Raw genomic sequence first — 16,304 nt, forward strand, 5'->3', positions numbered from 1 at the left:
CGGTTAGAAAAATCCATGCACAGGGTATATGAGAAAAAGACAAACGTAGAGGAGGAATGGACATGCTTGCAGCCGTACAGTACAAACTCGATGGAGAAACGAAGCAGATCGAATTGGAAATGGATGAAGCGAAGCGGAACGACGAGGAATACGTCCAGAAGCTGGTGCAGAAAGAAGTGAAGGATGACCGGGCGGAGCTGATTTCATACCGGGAACTGTAGAAGCCGCGAGAAGGCTTCTTTTTTCTTATACGCACAACATTGAAACGTTCTTCCGCACGGATATGTCAATGATTTTGGCCGTATACATCTTTGTGAAAGGACAACAAGGCGAACTATTGCTCAATCATTCACAAATTCGTCACGAACAATATGCTCACTCATTCACAAACGATGGTATAGTATAACTATAGAAAGGTTGCTCACTACTTCACAAGGATAACCAAACGAAAACACACCGTGACCGGCGGGCGCGCACCGGTTCGAGACTTCCGTGAGCAGCTTTTCCATACCAGACTAAAACGAAATGGGGAGGAATTAAAAATGATCATGGATTTTCTTCGAAACAACCGGGTGGCAGCAGGTATTTGGCTCGTGCTTCGTGTGTATCTCGGCTGGGCGTGGCTCACCGCAGGGTGGGGCAAGGTAACCGGCGGCTTTGATGCAAGTGGATACTTACAGGGAATTCTCGCCAATGAAGAGGTAATGACAACGTACCCGACGTACTACGCGTTTATTGAGAACTTCGCCGTCCCGAATGCGGAAGCGTTCAGCTTTATGGTTGCCTGGGGTGAACTGCTCGTCGGACTCGGTCTCATCGTCGGGATCTTCACGACAGCCGCTGCGTTCTTCGGCATCGTCATGAACTTCGCCTTTATGTTTGCCGGCACGATTTCGACCAACCCGTGGATGGTGCTTCTGACCATTTTCATCCTGGCTGCAGGCGCCAACGCCGGACGCTACGGCGGCGACCGCTGGGTCATCCCGTACCTCCGCACACACATTCTCGGCCGTGACTGGGTGCAGAACCACCTGCCGAAGCGCTACGCGAAAACAGCATAGCAGAAAAACCAGCCGCTGGAGAAAATCCGGCGGCTGGTTTTATTTATTCCGTTTCAGTCAGCTGCGCCCGGCCTGGGCGAACCGAAAGCTGTTTTCTACGCATTCAGAGACAGCACCCTGCTCGTCAACATACACCTGCTCGACCACCTGATCCGGGTAGTGGGAGCGGAGCTGCAGCGCCACTTCCTTGCCTTTGCCTTTCGGAATGAAGAAAAGGACGATCGGTCCGGCACCGCTCAGTGTGGCTCCGTACACCGGAAGCTCTTCCATGAGGAGCTCCGCGCGCTGCCATTCCGGAATGGACGGCAGGCGGTACGGGCGGTGGAACAGATCTTTTTTCATCACTTCACCGGCAAGCTTCCAGTTATCCTGCATAATAGCAGCGACGAGGACGTTTGCAACACTGCTCGCATCCACTGCTCCTTTGTAGGAGAATCCTTCCGGAAGCGTGTCGCGGGATTCTTTTGTGCTCAGCTCGTAGGAAGGGATAACGGCGACGAGGTCGACATTCGGGACGCCGGCGTGTACGAGATGCGTATCCTCTTCGAACTGACTGCCGATGACGAGACCGCCGTAAATCGACGGCACGACGTTATCCGGGTGTCCTTCGTACAGGCTCGCCCAGTGTGCTTTATCCTCCCTGCTGAGCTGCAGCCCGCACAGCTGGTCTGCAAGCTCAATGCCGGCAACGATCGCTGTCGCACTGCTTCCGAAGCCGCGGGAGAGAGGAATGTCGCTTTCCATATCCACGTGGACGGAGGGAAGGGTGACGTCATACTTTTCTGCGATCCATTCAGCGATCACATAAATAAGGTTGTCTTTTCCTTCCGGAATGCCTTCGAGATGCTCGGAGTGGCCTTCAAAGCGCCATTCATCCGCATGCTTTGCGTGAAGTGTCAGATACCGGTTCAGGGCCATGCCGATGGAGTCAAAGCCCGGCCCGAGGTTCGCGGTACTTGCCGGAACCTTGATTTTCCATTGGTTTGTCATGTCGATTTCACCCTTCCAAGCATATGATCGAAAACAACCTGTTCGTCATTCGGCAGCTTGACCGGCTGCACCGGTGCGGTATCGATAGCGGTGTTTGGATCCTTCAGTCCGTTTCCGGTGAGTACTGAAACGACGCGGGAGCCCTTTTTGATTTCGCCGGAGCGGATCTGCTTGATCAGACCGGCAATGGAAGCAGCCGATGCCGGCTCGGCGAAGACGCCTTCTTCGCGTGCCAGAAGCTTATAGGCTTCGACGATTTCGTCATCGGTGACTTCGTCGATTTTTCCGTGGGATTCCTTAGCGGCATTGACTGCTTTGTCCCAGCTTGCCGGATTGCCGATACGGATGGCCGTTGCGAGCGTCTCGGGCTGATCGATGATCTTGTTGCGCACGATCGCGGCGGAGCCTTCCGCTTCAAAGCCGCGCATCTGCGGCAGGCCGCTCTGTTTCGCATCGTGGTATTCTTTGAAGCCTTTCCAGTACGCCGTGATGTTTCCGGCGTTGCCGACTGGAATCGTCAGGACGTCCGGTGCACTGCCGAGCGCGTCCACAATTTCAAATGCAGCTGTTTTCTGGCCTTCGATGCGGTGCGGGTTGACCGAGTTCACGAGCGAAATCGGCGACTGTTTCTCGAGGTTCCGGACCATCGTTAGCGCGTTATCGAAGTTACCTTCGATGCTGACGATCTCTGCGCCGTAAACAACGGCCTGGGCCAGTTTTCCCATCGCGATTTTTCCGTCCGGAATGACGATCAGGCAGCGCATCTTCGCCTGAGCTGCGTAGGCCGCAGCGGCTGCGGATGTGTTTCCGGTGGAGGCACACATAACGGCTTCACTGCCGCTTTCCTTTGCTTTAGCGACCGCCATGACCATGCCGCGGTCCTTAAAGGAGCCGGTCGGGTTGGCGCCGTCGTATTTAACATACAGCTCCACGCCGAGTTTTTCCGACAGGTGCTTCATCGGCAGAAGCGGGGTGTTACCCTCCTGCAGAGAAAGCATTGGTGTTTTATCCGTGATCGGGAGATAGTTTTTATATTCTTCGAGAAGTCCACGCCATAGCATATTAGTTCATTTCTCCTTCCGCGCGGTAGCTGCTCTTCACTTCCACTACCACGTCCTCCGCTTCGAGACGCTTGAGCACGTCATCGTAATCTTTTTTCGTTACTTCATGAGTGACGAGAATAATTTCCGCAAGCTTTCCTTCATTCAATGGTACCTGCAGGATCTTTTCAAGGCTGACGTTGTACTCGTTAAACAGCGAGGTCAGGGAAGCGAATGTACCCGGCAGATCCTTCGCATGAATCCGGAGGAAATACTTTGCGCGGATCTCGTCCGGTGTTTTCAGCTTTTTGTCGTGCTGCGGAATGATGGCTGAATTGCCGTTGACGCCGAGGCGCTTGTTCTTCAGTACTTCCACAAGGTCGGACACGACGGCAGTTGCGGTCGGAAGCTTTCCGGCGCCGGGGCCGTAAAACATCGTTTCGCCGACGGCTTCCCCGTAAACATACACGGCGTTGAATTCATCATCGACGGAAGCAAGCGGATGCGAATGCGGCACGAGTGTCGGCTGCACGCTGACTTCCACTTTGTCGTCGATCCGGTTGGCGATACCGACGAGCTTCATCGTATACCCGAGCTGCTGGCAGTAGGCAAGATCCTGACTCGTAATATCGGTGATGCCGCTGACGGATACGTCGTCGAGGTCGAGGTTCATGGAAAAGCCGAGTGTACCGAGAATCGCAATTTTCCGCGCGGCATCCAGTCCTTCTACATCAGCCGTCGGATCGGCTTCCGCGTAACCGAGCGCCTGTGCTTCCTGAAGCACCTCGTCGTACAAGCGTCCTTCCTTCGACATTTTCGTCAAAATGTAGTTGGTCGTGCCGTTGACGATACCCATGATCTTCGTGATGCGGTCGGAGGCAAGGCCTTCCACAATCGTACGGAGAATCGGAATGCCACCTGCGACACTGGCTTCATAAAAGAGGTCGCAGTGTTTGTCATTGGCTGTCTGAAGCAGTTCACTTCCATATAAAGCCATGACATCTTTGTTTGCTGTGACGACATGCTTTCCATTTAAAAGGGCCTGTTTCATGTAGTCGCGTGCCTGTTCGATACCGCCCATGACTTCCACAACGACGTCGATTTCGTCATCCTGAAGAATATCGTCTATATTATCGGTAATCTGATCTTTGTTGACCAGGTCGCCACGCTCCTTATCCAGATTGCTCACCAATACTTTTTTGACGCGCACTTCTGCGCCGATCTGGTGGGCCAGTTTGGACTGGTGCTGCTCGATAATTTCAAGGACCCCCGTTCCTACGGTTCCAAATCCGAGCAGGCCTACGTTCATTACTTGCTGTCCCATGCTGTCATCACTCCAGGTTGTCTCTATTTAAAGTACAAATGTATTCATATAAAGGACATTATAGAGTGATTTCTCGGATAAAACAACCACCTGTGCCTAAAAAGAGCGCCTTTTTTACATGTAGGCGCTTTCTTTTCGGCATGTTATTAAAATATGGTACGATATGGGAGAAATCAGACTATTTCCGGGAGGGTTAGGCATGGGGTATACGATTCACAAACACCATCATCATTTCACGTGGGACAATGCACGCGAACCGGTTCATGAAATCGATCCGGGGGAGAAGCTTCTGTTTGAAGTCATGGATTCTTCTGCAGGACAGCTTTCCTACCAGTCTACGGAAGACGATGTACGCAGCGTCGATTTCGCCCGGGTGAATCCGGTGAACGGCCCGATCTATGTGAAGGGTGCGGCACCGGGGGATACGCTGGAGGTGGAGATTCTCGGCTTTGGGCCGCAGAGCTGGGGCTGGACGGCGGTTATTCCGGGATTCGGGCTGCTTGCCGATGAGTATCCGGACCCGTATTTGAAAACGTGGGATCTTTCCGGAGGACGGGCGCAGTTTGCCGACGGGATCGAGGTGCCGATTGCGCCGTTTCCAGGAACGATCGGCACTGCACCGCCGGAACCCGGCTCACACAGCATCGTTCCTCCGGGAAAACATGGCGGCAATATGGATATTCGTCACCTGACGCGGGGGACGAAGCTGTATCTGCCTGTATGGAATGAAGGGGCGCTGTTTTCCGTCGGGGATACGCATGCTGCTCAGGGCGACGGGGAAGTGTGCGGCACAGCGATCGAAGCACCGATGGACATTGAGCTGAAATTTCACCTGCATAAAGGAAAGCAGATTGCCGAGCCGCAGTTTGAAACGCCTGGGCCTTTGTTTCACGGACAGGAGGACAAAGGCTGGTTTGTCACGACGGGATACGGCAAAGACCCGGTCGAAGCCATGAAATCTGCGGTCCGCTACATGATCGACCACCTGAGCACCACTTACGGTCTGAAGCCGGTGGAGGCCTACGCGCTCACAAGCGTCGCCGTCGATCTGAAGCTGAGCGAAGTCGTCGACATGCCCCACTACCTCGTCACCGCCTACCTCCCGAAATCTATTATGACCTAGCCGGATGGTACATCCGGCTGAATGGGAAGACAAGTCCCGGAGCTTGGAGGAACCTCGAGCGTGTGCCGGCCGTATGTTAGTCATTCGGCAGAAGAAACCGGACAAGGCGTTTGCAGGGAAGCGGCATCTGCTTCCCTGCATTCACTATTAAAAAGAGATGAATCAACAGTACGTACATAGCCACTAACCCGGAAAGGAGGATCAAGATGGATTTTACGGAATTCGGAATGCTTGTGTCAGGCTTTCTCGCACTGGGTCTCTACACGATCTGCATGTTTGACTTTCCGCTGCGCCGCGCGCGTCACCTGACGGAAAATTTTACAGGTATTGCGAGGCTGATTTACATGATGTACGGCCTCTTCTTTGCCGCGGCAGCGATCTGGTTCGGCATTACTCTGACGCGCTTTGCCGGGATGTATGCATCTGCTTTCGGCGGCGCTGCGGCGCTTGCGGCAGGGACGTTTGTCTTTTTGTTTTTCGCTGCGGCCACCCTTTCCGTGGTCGACCGCCGCTCCACGAGCGAAGCAGCGCTGCTGGAGCTGAACAAATAGAAGCCGTCCCGAAGTATGATTAAATGAAGAAGGTGGAACAGGCGCGCTCTGCAGACAGCGGCTGCGGCTGGTCTTTTCAAAGACTGCCGCAGCCGTTTTTGTATTGCCTGCCGGGAAGAGTAGAACGGCTGCCTGCTGCTTCCGACAGAGGGAAAGAAGCGCCTCTTTCCTGATGTTGAGCATGAATGCCTGCAGAAAAACAAAAAAAGAAAGGGTTTTTCCTAAAAAGACTACCTTTTGAACTATGTGTAAAAGAAATGTTTATGTAAAATGGAAGTGGAAGCATAAATGTCATGTTCTTTTTCTGTATGTGAAAACAGGTCGTACCGGACGACAGGAAAGAGCAGTTAGGAGGACCCGCGTGGAAAAGTACCAGCGGATGGTTTTTGATCGTATCGAAAAAGCGGTGGCACTATGGAAGGACAAAGGAGATGTTCCGGAAGTGGAGCTGTACCGCTTTTTTCATAACTTAAAAGGAACAGCCGGAACGGTCGGCATGCAGAAAATCCATGACCTGGCTGAAGTACAGATGAGAGAGCTCCGGGAGCAGAGCGGCAGAGTTTGTACGCCGTCAGAGTGGCAGCGTCTTCTCGCGCCGCTTCTGCCTTACGTACAGGAGAGTACGGTACTCATGGAAGCAGTAGAGGAGGCGGCGGTCCAGGAAGCCGATCAGAAAGATACCCCGCTCCTGCTCGTCATTGATGACGATGTCGAGTTTGTCACCTATATGAAGGATATGCTTGAGGAGAACGGCTATCAGGCACTGATTGCCATGACCGGCGAAAAAGGCGTCGAGCTGTATTATGAATTTACGCCGCGTCTCATCATTCTCGACTATTACCTGCCGGACGGGGACGGTGTGCACCTGCTCAGCCAGATGATTGAAAAGGCAAAGCAGGAGTTTACGCCGGTCGTCATGCTGAGTGCTTATGCGGAAACGATGGAGCGGATCCGTGCCTACGAATTGGGTGCGATGGATTTCATCAGCAAGCCGGTGAACCGGGAGCTGTTTTTCCCGTTTTTGAAAAACCGTCTTGCGATGCAGGAGCGGGTGTGGAATTCCTCACTTGAAGATGAGCTGACGGGCGTCAAAAACCGCAAATACATCACTCAGGAACTTGCATCGCTGAATGGAAGCGTGGAGCGTGGTGAAATAGAATGTTACAGTCTCGTCCTCTGTGATCTGGACTATTTCAAAAAAGTGAACGATACGTACGGGCACGTTGCGGGAGATAAAGCGCTCCGCTACTTTGCCCAGACAGCAGAGAGCGTCTGCCGGCCGGGGGATACGGTCAGCCGCTACGGCGGGGAAGAGTTTGTTCTCCTGCTTCCCGGGGCCGATGAGGAAGCTGCAGCGGACGTGACAGAACGGCTTCGCGAGACGCTTTCGGCAGCGCACGTCCCGGGAGTGGAGGAACTGCACCTTCGTTTTTCCGCCGGAATCCGGGAAACGCGTACAGAAAAGCACGACCGGGAGCTTTTGGAGGAAGCGGACCAGGCACTCTATGCGGCCAAGCGTGCCGGAAGAAACCAGACGGTCCTGTACCGGCCTGACATGGAGAAAGTCCGGGAGCTCAGCACGGTGCATGTTATCGTGATCGACGACGATCCAATCGTCCGCGAGATGCTCCGGCAGTACTGGATGCGCCGCAGTACGATCGGACAGCGCCCGCTTGCGTTTCATGCCTTTGAAGACGGGGCAGCATTTCTTGAGGCGGACTGGTTTCAAGAAGAGGATTACTACTTTTTGCTCGTCGACGGGATGATGCCAAAAGTGGATGGCATTGAAGTGCTGAGGGAGGTACGGAAAGGCTATCCGAAAGACCGGATTCTTGTGTCGATGCTGACAGCACGGAGCGGCGAGCAGGAAGTTGCCCGCGCGCTTCAGACCGGAGCCGATGATTACATGCTGAAACCGTTCCGCGTCCGAGAAGTGGCGGCGCGGATGGAGCGGCTGATAGAAAGGGTGTTTTAACCTATGGTATGGGCCTGGTGGCTGTTGGGAATCCTTGTCGTGCTGCAGGCGGTCATGCTCTGTTATCTCATCCTGTCGAAGTCCCGTCAGATCCGCTATGAGAAACGGAAAGAAGAATCGTTCCAGAAGCTGCTGCCTGCCGTTCTTACGTTCTCGGAAAGCGAGGGAGATGCGCCGGAACTGCCGAAGGAAAAGAAGCTCCGCCGGGAGATTGTCGAAGAGCTGCTCGACCGCATTACGGCGGTGACGCTGGAGTCAGAGGCGAGAAACCGCCTTCTCGGCTATGCAGGAACAGAGCTCGCTCCTGCCTATGAACAGATCTTGAATAAAGGAACGTGGGCAGAGCGGATGAACGCGCTGTACTACATTGAAGATTTTCGTCTGGAGCAGGCGGCAGACATGGCGGCGGTGCACATAAAAGAACATGAGCCAAAAGAAGAGGAATACCGGCAGACAGCCCGGGTGCTGGCGGTACTTGACCATCCGGAAGCGGCGCGCCTGCTCGTGGAAGACACACCTTCATCGGAGCGGTTCATTAAAGAGATGCTCCGCAGGCTTCCTGCCGAACGGCTGCTGGAACTTGTAGAGCAGCTGGATGAAACTCCGGAGCACGACCGTCTCCGCCAGGCGCTTTACGTCTATGCCGGGGAGCAGGGAATCCTCTCGCTGCTGCCGTATGTGGAAGCGGCATTGATTAGAGAAAACAAGGAAACCCGTCTCCGTGCCATGCGCGCGCTCTGCTATTTTGGGCATATGCAGGACCCGGACCGCGCGGCGTCGTTTTTTCAGTCGGTGCACTGGGAGGAGCGGATGTATGCGTGTAAGCTGACGCGTGCGCTGTCGAGGGAGTCGTGGCGTCAGGAAGTGATGGAACGGCTCGGTGATGAGAGCTGGTGGGTCCGTTCCGCTGCTGCCGAAGCGCTCCGGTCATTCTCCGACGGGGAAATTCTGCTGGAGTTTGCCAGGAGCAGCCATCCCGACCGCTACGGCCGGGATATGGCGGATGCGTGGCTGTCGATGGAAGTGGAGGTGTAACGAATGGACTGGATTTCTCTTATACTGACGATCACGGCTTTCATCGTCATCGCCTACATGGTGATTGTCGGCGGCGTCTACGTGGTGCTGTTTCTTATCTCGGTGCCGAAAATTTACCGGGAGCGCCGTCTGGACCGCTCCGAGCCGATTGAAGAATTGAAAACGAGCGGGGATACGTATCCGGTGTCGGTACTCGTCCCTGCCTACAATGAAGAGCTCGGCGTCGTTTCTACTGTGCGTTCGCTCCTCGCTCTGGAATATCCTGAATATGAAGTTATTGTCATTAACGACGGCTCAAAAGATGAAACGAGCTTGAGGATGATCGAGGCGTTTTCCATGCGGCGGGTGAATACCGCTGTCCGTCGTCATTTTGACACGGCGGAGCTGAAGGCGGTCTACCGCTCATCGACGTTTCCGAATGTCGTCCTGCTGGAGAAGGAAAACGGCGGCAAGGCCGATGCCTTAAACGCAGGCATCAACGTGTCGCGGTATCCGTATTTCGCGGCGATTGACGGCGATTCCATTCTGGAGCGGGATGCGCTGTTGAAAACGATGAAGCCGATTATTGAATCCAACGGGTCGGTCACAGCGGCCGGCGGTACCGTCCGGATCGCCAACGGCTCCACGATCCGCCAGAGCGTCGTCGAACGGATCGCTCTGCCGCGCCAGCCGATTGCGGTCATGCAGATCATTGAATATTTCCGCGCCTTTCTCATCGGGCGCCTCGGATTGAGCCGGCTGAATGTCCTTCTCATTATCTCCGGTGCCTTCGGCGTCTTTGAAAAAGAGCGCGTCATTCAGGCCGGGGGCTATGAAACGAAAACGGTCGGGGAGGACATGGAGCTCGTCGTCCGCCTGCACCGGCTGCTTCAGGAGGAGAAGTCCTCCCAGCGGATCGAATACATTCAGGATCCGGTCTGCTGGACGGAAGCACCGTCGGACATGAAATCGCTCCGCTCTCAGCGGAGGCGCTGGCAGCGCGGGCTTGCCGAAACGCTGTGGCGCCACCGGACGATGATGCTGAACCCGAAATACAAAGGCGTCGGCATGTTTTCCATGCCGTACTTTCTTCTCGTCGAGCTTTTCAGCGCCGTCGTGGAACTGATCGGCTACGCTGTTTTGATCCTCGGCCTTGCGTTCGGCTTTTTAAACACACCGGTGACGGTGCTCATGATGGTCGTGACTATTTTCTACGGGTCGCTTCTGTCGGCACTCGCCGTCCTTCTGGAAGAATGGACGTATCATAAATATCCGACCGTCCGCAGTGTCGTCATTTTATACCTGTGGGCCCTGACCGAAACATTCTGGTACCGCCCGGTCATGGTATGGTGCCGTGTCCGCGGTCTCCTGGACGCGTTCAAGAAAAAGCACAGCTGGGGCCACATGCAGCGCCGCGGCATCAGCAGTGACCAATCGAAAGGAGCATAACGATGACGAAAACGATTCTCGTCGCAGATGACGATGACATTTTACGCATGCTCATCTGTGACACACTGGAAGACCTCGGCCACGACATAGAAGAAGCGGTCGACGGAGGAGAAGCTTACGAGAAACTGGCCGCCGGCGGCTACGACGCCGCTGTCGTCGATTACATGATGCCGAAGAAAACAGGTCTCGAGGTCATCGAGGCCCTCTCCGGAGACATCAAGGAGAAAACGACGATCATTATGCTGACAGCAAAAGCACAGGAGCAGGACCGGCAGGCGGCGCTGGATGCCGGCGCCCGCTATTTTATTGCCAAGCCGTTCAGTCCCGTGGAACTCGAAGCGTTAGTGAGTGATATTCTGTGAGCCGGTGGAGAAAATGGACCGGCACGTCAAGTCTTCGCACGAACTACTTAGTAAAAGCAGCTGCTTTTGTTGCGGCCGTCCTGATCATAGCTGCTGTGGTCACTATGTATATCGTTCAGGACCAGCAGACGCAGGCGGAATCGCAGCGTGAGCTCGTCGGAAAAATGGAAGCAACAGAAGACGTCCGCGATAATTTGAACCGGCTGTTTTATCACGTACGCTCGTATTATTCGTTTCAGAATGAAACAGATTTAATCCGGGTGAACGGGGCGCTGGAGGAACTGCAGCAGTCCATCGGCCGCTATGACCGCGAGGAGCTGAATGACCGGGAAGCTGCGTTTGCTTCTAATCTGGAAAGCTTTCTGCGCGTCTATGAAGAGGAACTGCTGCCGCAGGCCGTCGCGTATGTCGATGACAATGACTACGCGGCACTCCGCACCTATACAGCAGACACGAACTCGCAGATCGACCAGTTTTTCAGCGAGTCCGAAGCGCTCCGGGAGGACGTGTTCGGACAGCTTCAGGAAGCGTACAGCAGTGCCATCACGGAAAGCAACCGGAATATTTTTATCGCGATGGCACTCGGAGCCGTCATTTTCTTTGCGATGATCATTCTGTCCCAGCGCATGATGAAAAGGATCGTCATGCCGCTGGAGGAGCTGACAACGGCATCGGATGAACTGGCAGCAGGCCGCTTCGTCCACGTGCCGGAAACCGAACGTGCTGATGAGATTGGAAGTCTCAGCCGCTCTTTCGCCAATATGGCACGGCAGATGCAGGAAAACGAAGATGAACTGACGGCTCAGAATGAGGAGCTTACCGCCCAGCAGGAAATGCTGGAAGAGGCACTCGATCAGACCGAATACGAAAAGCAGAAAATTGACCGGTACAGCCAGCTGAATCAGACGATGTCGACGAAGCTGGATAAGCAGGAATTTCTCAATTCGATCTTCGTCTACGTCAATGAATTGTACCCATGCAGCCGCAGCATGCTGCTTCTTCTGGAGGAGGATGCCTACCGCGCCATGGGGATGAGCGTGGAGAGTATCGGCCGCTGGATCAACGCTGACAAAACCGAATGGCTCGAGCGGCTGCAGAATGAACCGCATATTCTGATCCGCCGGAATGCATCGGAAGCAGAAGCCGGCATTGCGGAAGGCGAAGCGGAAGCGGTTGATTATTATGCGGCTGTACGAGGCGGTGAGGGGGATATTCTCGGCATTTATGCGGCTACAAGGTACGGCCGGCCGTATGGTGAGGAGGAAATGGAAGAGATCGAGTCCCTTCTCAGCCACGTCGGTCTCGGGCTGGAACGGTCGCTTGCCCATGAGGAAATTACCCGCTCCCGGAAACTGAGTCAGGATATTTTGGATAACGTCAACGAAGCGATTCAGTTTGTCGACCGCGACGGCACGGTGCTGCAGGTGAACCAGGCGATGAAAAAGCTGCTCGGCGCCCGCGCATCTGCTCCGGTGGACGGCTGGAACCTGCGCCGCTGGAAAAAGCCGCTTTTATCCAGATCCGAAGATACCGAAGAGCTGGAGGCATTTTTCAACTGGTTCTGTGAAGGAAGCTATGAAGGAACGATGGCGCACCAGTTCGTCCAGGTTCAGGATCAGGAACGGCGTGTCTTTGTCGTCTACGGGACGACGGTATACGACGATTCGGAAGCGCTCGGAACCGTATTTGTTTACCGCGATATGACGCGGGAGTACGAACTGGATCAGATGAAATCGGAGCTTGTCAGCACCGTGAGCCACGAGCTTCGGACGCCGCTTTCCAGTGTGCTCGGATTCACTGAGCTTTTGTTAAACCGGGAGCTGAAACCCGAGCGGCAGAAACGGTATTTAACGACGATTCATAAAGAAGCGAAGCGTCTGACCAACCTGATCAATGACTTTCTTGATCTGCAGCGGATGGAGTCCGGCAGTCAGCCGTATACGATGGAAGATGTGCGGATGGAGGAGCTCGTCATGGATGTGCTCGGCCAGTTCCGTCATGAAGAAAACCACCGCCTTTCGTTTGCGGACACCTCCGTATCGACGCTTGTCGAAGCAGATAAAGAGCGGCTGCAGCAGGTGCTGACGAACCTTATCAGCAACGCCATCAAGTTTTCTCCGGGCGGCGGGGACGTTGTCGTGCAGATGGAAAACAGCACCGGCGCGCTCCACGTCTCCGTGAAAGATGAAGGTCTCGGCATACCGGAACACGCAAAAGCGTCGCTGTTTCAGAAGTTTCAGCGTGTGGACGAAGACGACCGTCAGAATATCGGCGGTACCGGGCTCGGTCTTGCCATCTGCCGGGAAATTATCGAACGGCACGGCGGCAGAATCTGGGTGGAATCGGAACCGGGAGAAGGATCTGTCTTTACGTTCCGTCTGCCGCTGAAACATCCGGCAGGCCAGGGGGCGCCGGTTTCCGCTCCGGCAGGCTATCCGGACGGCGCAGCCGTCATGATCGTGGAGGACGATGCGAGCCTCGCCCTGCTTTTATCTGAAGAGCTGAAGTCTCAGGGATTCCAGGTTATTCACCACCTGCGCCCGGACCACGCATACCAGGAGATACTGGAATCGCCGCCGGCTGCGGTCGTCGTCGATTTAATGCTCGGGGAGAAAATGGACGGATGGGATCTCGTCGACCGCCTCAAGCAGCACGAAGAGACGAAGCGCATCCCGATCATCATTTCCTCCGCGCTCGACCGCTCGGATGAAAAAATGGCCCAGTACGGGCTGGATCAATATTTAACGAAGCCGTATCCGCCTCAGGATTTAAGTGCAGCGCTCAAGGCCTATCTGGCAAAAGCACATGCCGACGGCGGCATCGTCTACCCTGAATCATAGAAGAGTCCAGCGCCGGAGGCCCAGCTTCCGGCGCTGTTTGATGAGCTTCCGCCGATGGTTCGTGCCACAGACGGCGGCTTTCGTGCCACGAAGCCGAGGTTTTGTGCCAGAAACGAAGACGATCGTGCCATCTGCAGGAAATCGTGCCAAACGTGGCGTGAGCCGTGCCAAAGTAAAGACGGTTCGTGCCAAAAGAAGAAACCATCGTGCCAAAACCGAAAAACCGATCCACCGCCGTCCGGCCCTCTGCAGGCTCCGCAGCAGTGGGGTTGTACCACAGTCGCAGCACCTTTTTTGACCGGCGCTCTCATTCCAGGAGTAGCGCGTTCCCGAAACGGCTATAGAAGCAGGAGGAGGTATGTGTATGGCAACGCTGTGGTTACTTGGACATCAATGCTCCCTGCGCCAGCCGTGGTTTGAAGAGCTGGATAAAGAAAACGATGAAGTGCTGCTTATTGAAAACTGGAACGAAAAAGACTGGAAAGGGTATCACAAGCAGAAACTCGTGCTTGTTTTTTCGATTATGCGTCACTTTAAAAAAGAGCTGGAAGACGCAGGCTACACCGTCGATTACCGGAAAAGTACGGACGTAGCAGAAGAGCTGGAGGCACACATAAACGAAAAACAGCCGGATACTGTCCTGGTTCATCAGCCGTCGGAAGAAGGCATGTGCCGCTTTATCGATACGTGGAGGAAAAAAACGACAGCTTCTGTCCGGATAGCGGAAGAAGGCGGGTTTTTAATGGACCGGAAGGAATGGAAAAACCTGCTTCCTGAAAACGAAAACTGGCAGATGGATAAGCTGTACCGACGCTTCCGGAAAGACTTCCGCGTGCTGCTGACGAAAAACGGAAAGCCGGTCGGCGGCAAGTGGAGCTATGATGCCGATAACCGGAAAAAGCCAAAGAAAGGCACCACCTTTCCAGAGCCGGCGTGGGAGTCTCCCGATAACATCACGCGGAGTGTCATCGAGGAAGTGGAGGATGGTTTCTCAAAGCTTTACGGAAGCACGGAACATTTCGCCTATCCGGTGACGAAAAAAGGGGCGGAGAAGCTGCTGGATCACTTTATGGAGCACCGGCTGCATACGTTCGGGGACTACCAGGATGCGATGCTTCCGGGGGAGCCGTTCGTGTCGCATTCGATGCTGTCGGCGGCCATCAACTTTTCGCTTCTCGATCCGCTGGATGTGATCCGCCGGGCGGAGGAGGCGTACCAGGACGAAGCGGCGCCGCTCAATGCGGTGGAAGGGTTTATCCGTCAGATTCTCGGCTGGCGGGAGTATATCCGCGGGGTGTACCTGCGTTCGATGCCGGAGTACGAGCGTGTGAATGAGCTTGGGCACGAGCGGGATCTGCCGGCGTTTTTCTGGACGGCGGAAACGAACATGCACTGCATGCAGGATACAGTGCAGTCGGTGGTCGACCACGCCTACAGCCACCACATTCAGCGGCTCATGGTGCTCGGAAACTTCGCGACGACCGCAGGGATTGAGCCGAAGCAGGTGTCGGACTGGTTCAACGAGATGTACATCGATGCCCTCGACTGGGTCGTGCTTCCGAATGTTCTCGGTATGGCGCTGTATGCCGACGGCGGAAAAATGTCGACGAAGCCCTACGTGTCGAGCGGAAACTACATTCAGAAAATGAGCCACTACTGCCGGGACTGCGCCTACAGCGTGAACGAGAAATACGGAGAAAACGCCTGCCCGTTCCATCCGCTCTACTGGGACTTTCTGGAGCGTCACGAGGAGCGCTTCCGGGATAATCCTCGTATGAAAGTCATCTACAAACACCTCGACAACCGCAGCAGCGAGGATGAAAAAAAGCAGCAGGAGACGATCGACCTCGTCTGGAAGCGCATGAAGGAGGGCACCCTTTGATGCACAGCATCGGCCTCGACAGCTGCCCCGGCGGCTGGATGAGTGCTTCTGCGGAAAACGGGCAGCTCCGGAGCGTGACACGGGTCACGGAACTTCCGGACAGCAAAGCGGAGTGGATCTGGATCGATATTCCGATCGGACTACCTGCCAGGCACCGGTATCCAAGAGTCGTGGAGAAAGAAGCGAGAGGACTGCTCGGCCCGCGGAAAAGCAGCGTGTTTTCCGTACCGTGTGTGGAGGTGCTGGCATGTGATTCGTATGAAGAAGCGAACCGCCTGCACCGGGAGTGGACCGGGCACGGCATCGCCCGGCAGTCGTGGAATATTCTGCCGAAAATCAGCGAAGCGGCCCAGTGGGCGGAGAAAACCGGTGCCGTCGAGTCGCATCCCGAGCTCGTGTTTGCCGGAATGAACGGCGCGCCGATGGTCCATTCGAAAAAAACGATGGAAGGAAAAGCAGAGCGGCTCGCGGTTCTGAAGATGTACGATCCAGAGGCGGGGGCTGTTCTGGCTGCGGCGCGCAGTCAGTATTTGAAGAAAGAAGCAGCTGATGACGACCTGCTTGATGCCGCTGCCCTGGCCATCGCCGCATCGCATCCGCGTCTGCATCCGGAGCGGATTGGGAATCCGGCGGAAGGCGTTATGTGGTACAGCGTGCCGACAGACGGCGCGCTTTGAATAGAGAGAGAACCGC

15 protein-coding genes are annotated in these 16,304 nt (G+C 55.0%); 12 read left to right on the top strand and 3 right to left on the bottom strand.

Annotation, left to right across the window (positions count from 1 at the left end):
• Window positions 1–62 precede the first annotated feature (62 nt).
• The gene (locus C6I21_RS16360) at window positions 63–221 is read left to right on the top strand and encodes a hypothetical protein (protein ID WP_181186089.1); all 159 of its coding nucleotides are present in this window, start codon (window positions 63–65) and stop codon (window positions 219–221) included.
• Between the two features lie 321 nt (window positions 222–542).
• The gene (locus tag C6I21_RS04615; protein ID WP_105958268.1) at window positions 543–1,061 is read left to right on the top strand and encodes a DoxX family protein; all 519 of its coding nucleotides are present in this window, start codon (window positions 543–545) and stop codon (window positions 1,059–1,061) included.
• 57 nt (window positions 1,062–1,118) lie between these two features.
• Here the strand turns inward: C6I21_RS04615 and thrB are convergent, their stop codons facing one another.
• Genes thrB through C6I21_RS04630 form a run of 3 tightly spaced genes read right to left on the bottom strand, consistent with a single transcriptional unit; the run spans window position 1,119 to window position 4,415 of the window.
• Window positions 1,119–2,051 carry a homoserine kinase gene (gene thrB / locus C6I21_RS04620; protein WP_105958269.1) on the bottom strand — a complete coding sequence of 311 codons (933 nt, stop codon included), beginning with the start codon at window positions 2,049–2,051 and terminating at the stop codon, window positions 1,119–1,121.
• A complete protein-coding gene (gene thrC / locus C6I21_RS04625; RefSeq protein ID WP_105958270.1) occupies window positions 2,048–3,112 on the bottom strand; it encodes a threonine synthase in 1,065 nt (354 codons plus the stop codon). The genes thrB and thrC overlap by 4 nt, the downstream gene beginning before the upstream one ends.
• Window position 3,113: 1 nt before the next feature.
• Window positions 3,114–4,415, bottom strand: coding sequence for a homoserine dehydrogenase (locus C6I21_RS04630; RefSeq protein WP_105958271.1), 1,302 nt, complete (start codon window positions 4,413–4,415; stop codon window positions 3,114–3,116).
• A 199-nt stretch (window positions 4,416–4,614) separates the two neighbouring features.
• On the opposite strand from C6I21_RS04630, the gene C6I21_RS04635 reads away from it, so the two are divergent.
• From C6I21_RS04635 to C6I21_RS04675, 10 genes are all read left to right on the top strand, one after another.
• A complete protein-coding gene (locus C6I21_RS04635) occupies window positions 4,615–5,538 on the top strand; it encodes an acetamidase/formamidase family protein (RefSeq protein WP_105958272.1) in 924 nt (307 codons plus the stop codon).
• A 206-nt stretch (window positions 5,539–5,744) separates the two neighbouring features.
• Window positions 5,745–6,089, top strand: a complete 345-nt coding sequence (locus C6I21_RS04640; protein ID WP_105958273.1) for a hypothetical protein — start codon at window positions 5,745–5,747, stop codon at window positions 6,087–6,089.
• A 23-nt stretch (window positions 6,090–6,112) separates the two neighbouring features.
• Window positions 6,113–6,262, top strand: coding sequence for a hypothetical protein (locus C6I21_RS16365; RefSeq protein ID WP_181186090.1), 150 nt, complete (start codon window positions 6,113–6,115; stop codon window positions 6,260–6,262).
• 188 nt (window positions 6,263–6,450) lie between these two features.
• Window positions 6,451–8,064 (top strand): GGDEF domain-containing response regulator, encoded by a 1,614-nt coding sequence (locus C6I21_RS04645; protein ID WP_181186091.1) that lies wholly within the window; start codon window positions 6,451–6,453, stop codon window positions 8,062–8,064.
• Between the two features lie 24 nt (window positions 8,065–8,088).
• Window positions 8,089–9,099, top strand: coding sequence for a HEAT repeat domain-containing protein (locus C6I21_RS04650; protein WP_181186092.1), 1,011 nt, complete (start codon window positions 8,089–8,091; stop codon window positions 9,097–9,099).
• Between the two features lie 3 nt (window positions 9,100–9,102).
• Window positions 9,103–10,527, top strand: coding sequence for a glycosyltransferase family 2 protein (locus tag C6I21_RS04655; RefSeq protein ID WP_181186093.1), 1,425 nt, complete (start codon window positions 9,103–9,105; stop codon window positions 10,525–10,527).
• 2 nt (window positions 10,528–10,529) lie between these two features.
• On the top strand, window positions 10,530–10,889 hold the full coding sequence (locus C6I21_RS04660; RefSeq protein WP_105958276.1) for a response regulator transcription factor: 360 nt from the start codon (window positions 10,530–10,532) through the stop codon (window positions 10,887–10,889).
• Complete coding sequence (locus tag C6I21_RS04665) at window positions 10,886–13,729, top strand: ATP-binding protein (protein ID WP_105958277.1); 2,844 nt, start codon at window positions 10,886–10,888, stop codon at window positions 13,727–13,729. Before C6I21_RS04660 ends, C6I21_RS04665 begins: the two co-directional genes overlap by 4 nt.
• A gap of 364 nt (window positions 13,730–14,093) precedes the next feature.
• Window positions 14,094–15,611, top strand: coding sequence for a cryptochrome/photolyase family protein (locus tag C6I21_RS04670; protein WP_105958278.1), 1,518 nt, complete (start codon window positions 14,094–14,096; stop codon window positions 15,609–15,611).
• Window positions 15,611–16,288: a DUF429 domain-containing protein gene (locus tag C6I21_RS04675; RefSeq protein WP_105958279.1), complete on the top strand. Its 678-nt coding sequence runs from the start codon at window positions 15,611–15,613 to the stop codon at window positions 16,286–16,288. Before C6I21_RS04670 ends, C6I21_RS04675 begins: the two co-directional genes overlap by 1 nt.
• Window positions 16,289–16,304 lie beyond the last annotated feature (16 nt).

The organism is Alkalicoccus urumqiensis, from assembly GCF_002993335.1.
In the GTDB taxonomy this organism is placed as follows: Bacteria; Bacillota; Bacilli; order Bacillales; family Salisediminibacteriaceae; genus Alkalicoccus; species Alkalicoccus urumqiensis.

Excerpts from the sequence above, each read along its gene's own strand:
- C6I21_RS16360 (WP_181186089.1), top strand. The coding sequence starts at position 63 with ATGCTTGCAGCCGTACAGTACAAACTCGATGGAGAAACGAAGCAGATC.
- C6I21_RS04615 (WP_105958268.1), top strand. The coding sequence starts at position 543 with ATGATCATGGATTTTCTTCGAAACAACCGGGTGGCAGCAGGTATTTGG.
- thrB (WP_105958269.1), bottom strand. The coding sequence starts at position 2,051 with ATGACAAACCAATGGAAAATCAAGGTTCCGGCAAGTACCGCGAACCTC.
- thrC (WP_105958270.1), bottom strand. The coding sequence starts at position 3,112 with ATGCTATGGCGTGGACTTCTCGAAGAATATAAAAACTATCTCCCGATC.
- C6I21_RS04630 (WP_105958271.1), bottom strand. The coding sequence starts at position 4,415 with ATGGGACAGCAAGTAATGAACGTAGGCCTGCTCGGATTTGGAACCGTA.
- C6I21_RS04635 (WP_105958272.1), top strand. The coding sequence starts at position 4,615 with ATGGGGTATACGATTCACAAACACCATCATCATTTCACGTGGGACAAT.
- C6I21_RS04640 (WP_105958273.1), top strand. The coding sequence starts at position 5,745 with ATGGATTTTACGGAATTCGGAATGCTTGTGTCAGGCTTTCTCGCACTG.
- C6I21_RS16365 (WP_181186090.1), top strand. The coding sequence starts at position 6,113 with ATGAAGAAGGTGGAACAGGCGCGCTCTGCAGACAGCGGCTGCGGCTGG.
- C6I21_RS04655 (WP_181186093.1), top strand. The coding sequence starts at position 9,103 with ATGGACTGGATTTCTCTTATACTGACGATCACGGCTTTCATCGTCATC.
- C6I21_RS04660 (WP_105958276.1), top strand. The coding sequence starts at position 10,530 with ATGACGAAAACGATTCTCGTCGCAGATGACGATGACATTTTACGCATG.
- C6I21_RS04670 (WP_105958278.1), top strand. The coding sequence starts at position 14,094 with ATGGCAACGCTGTGGTTACTTGGACATCAATGCTCCCTGCGCCAGCCG.
- C6I21_RS04675 (WP_105958279.1), top strand. The coding sequence starts at position 15,611 with ATGCACAGCATCGGCCTCGACAGCTGCCCCGGCGGCTGGATGAGTGCT.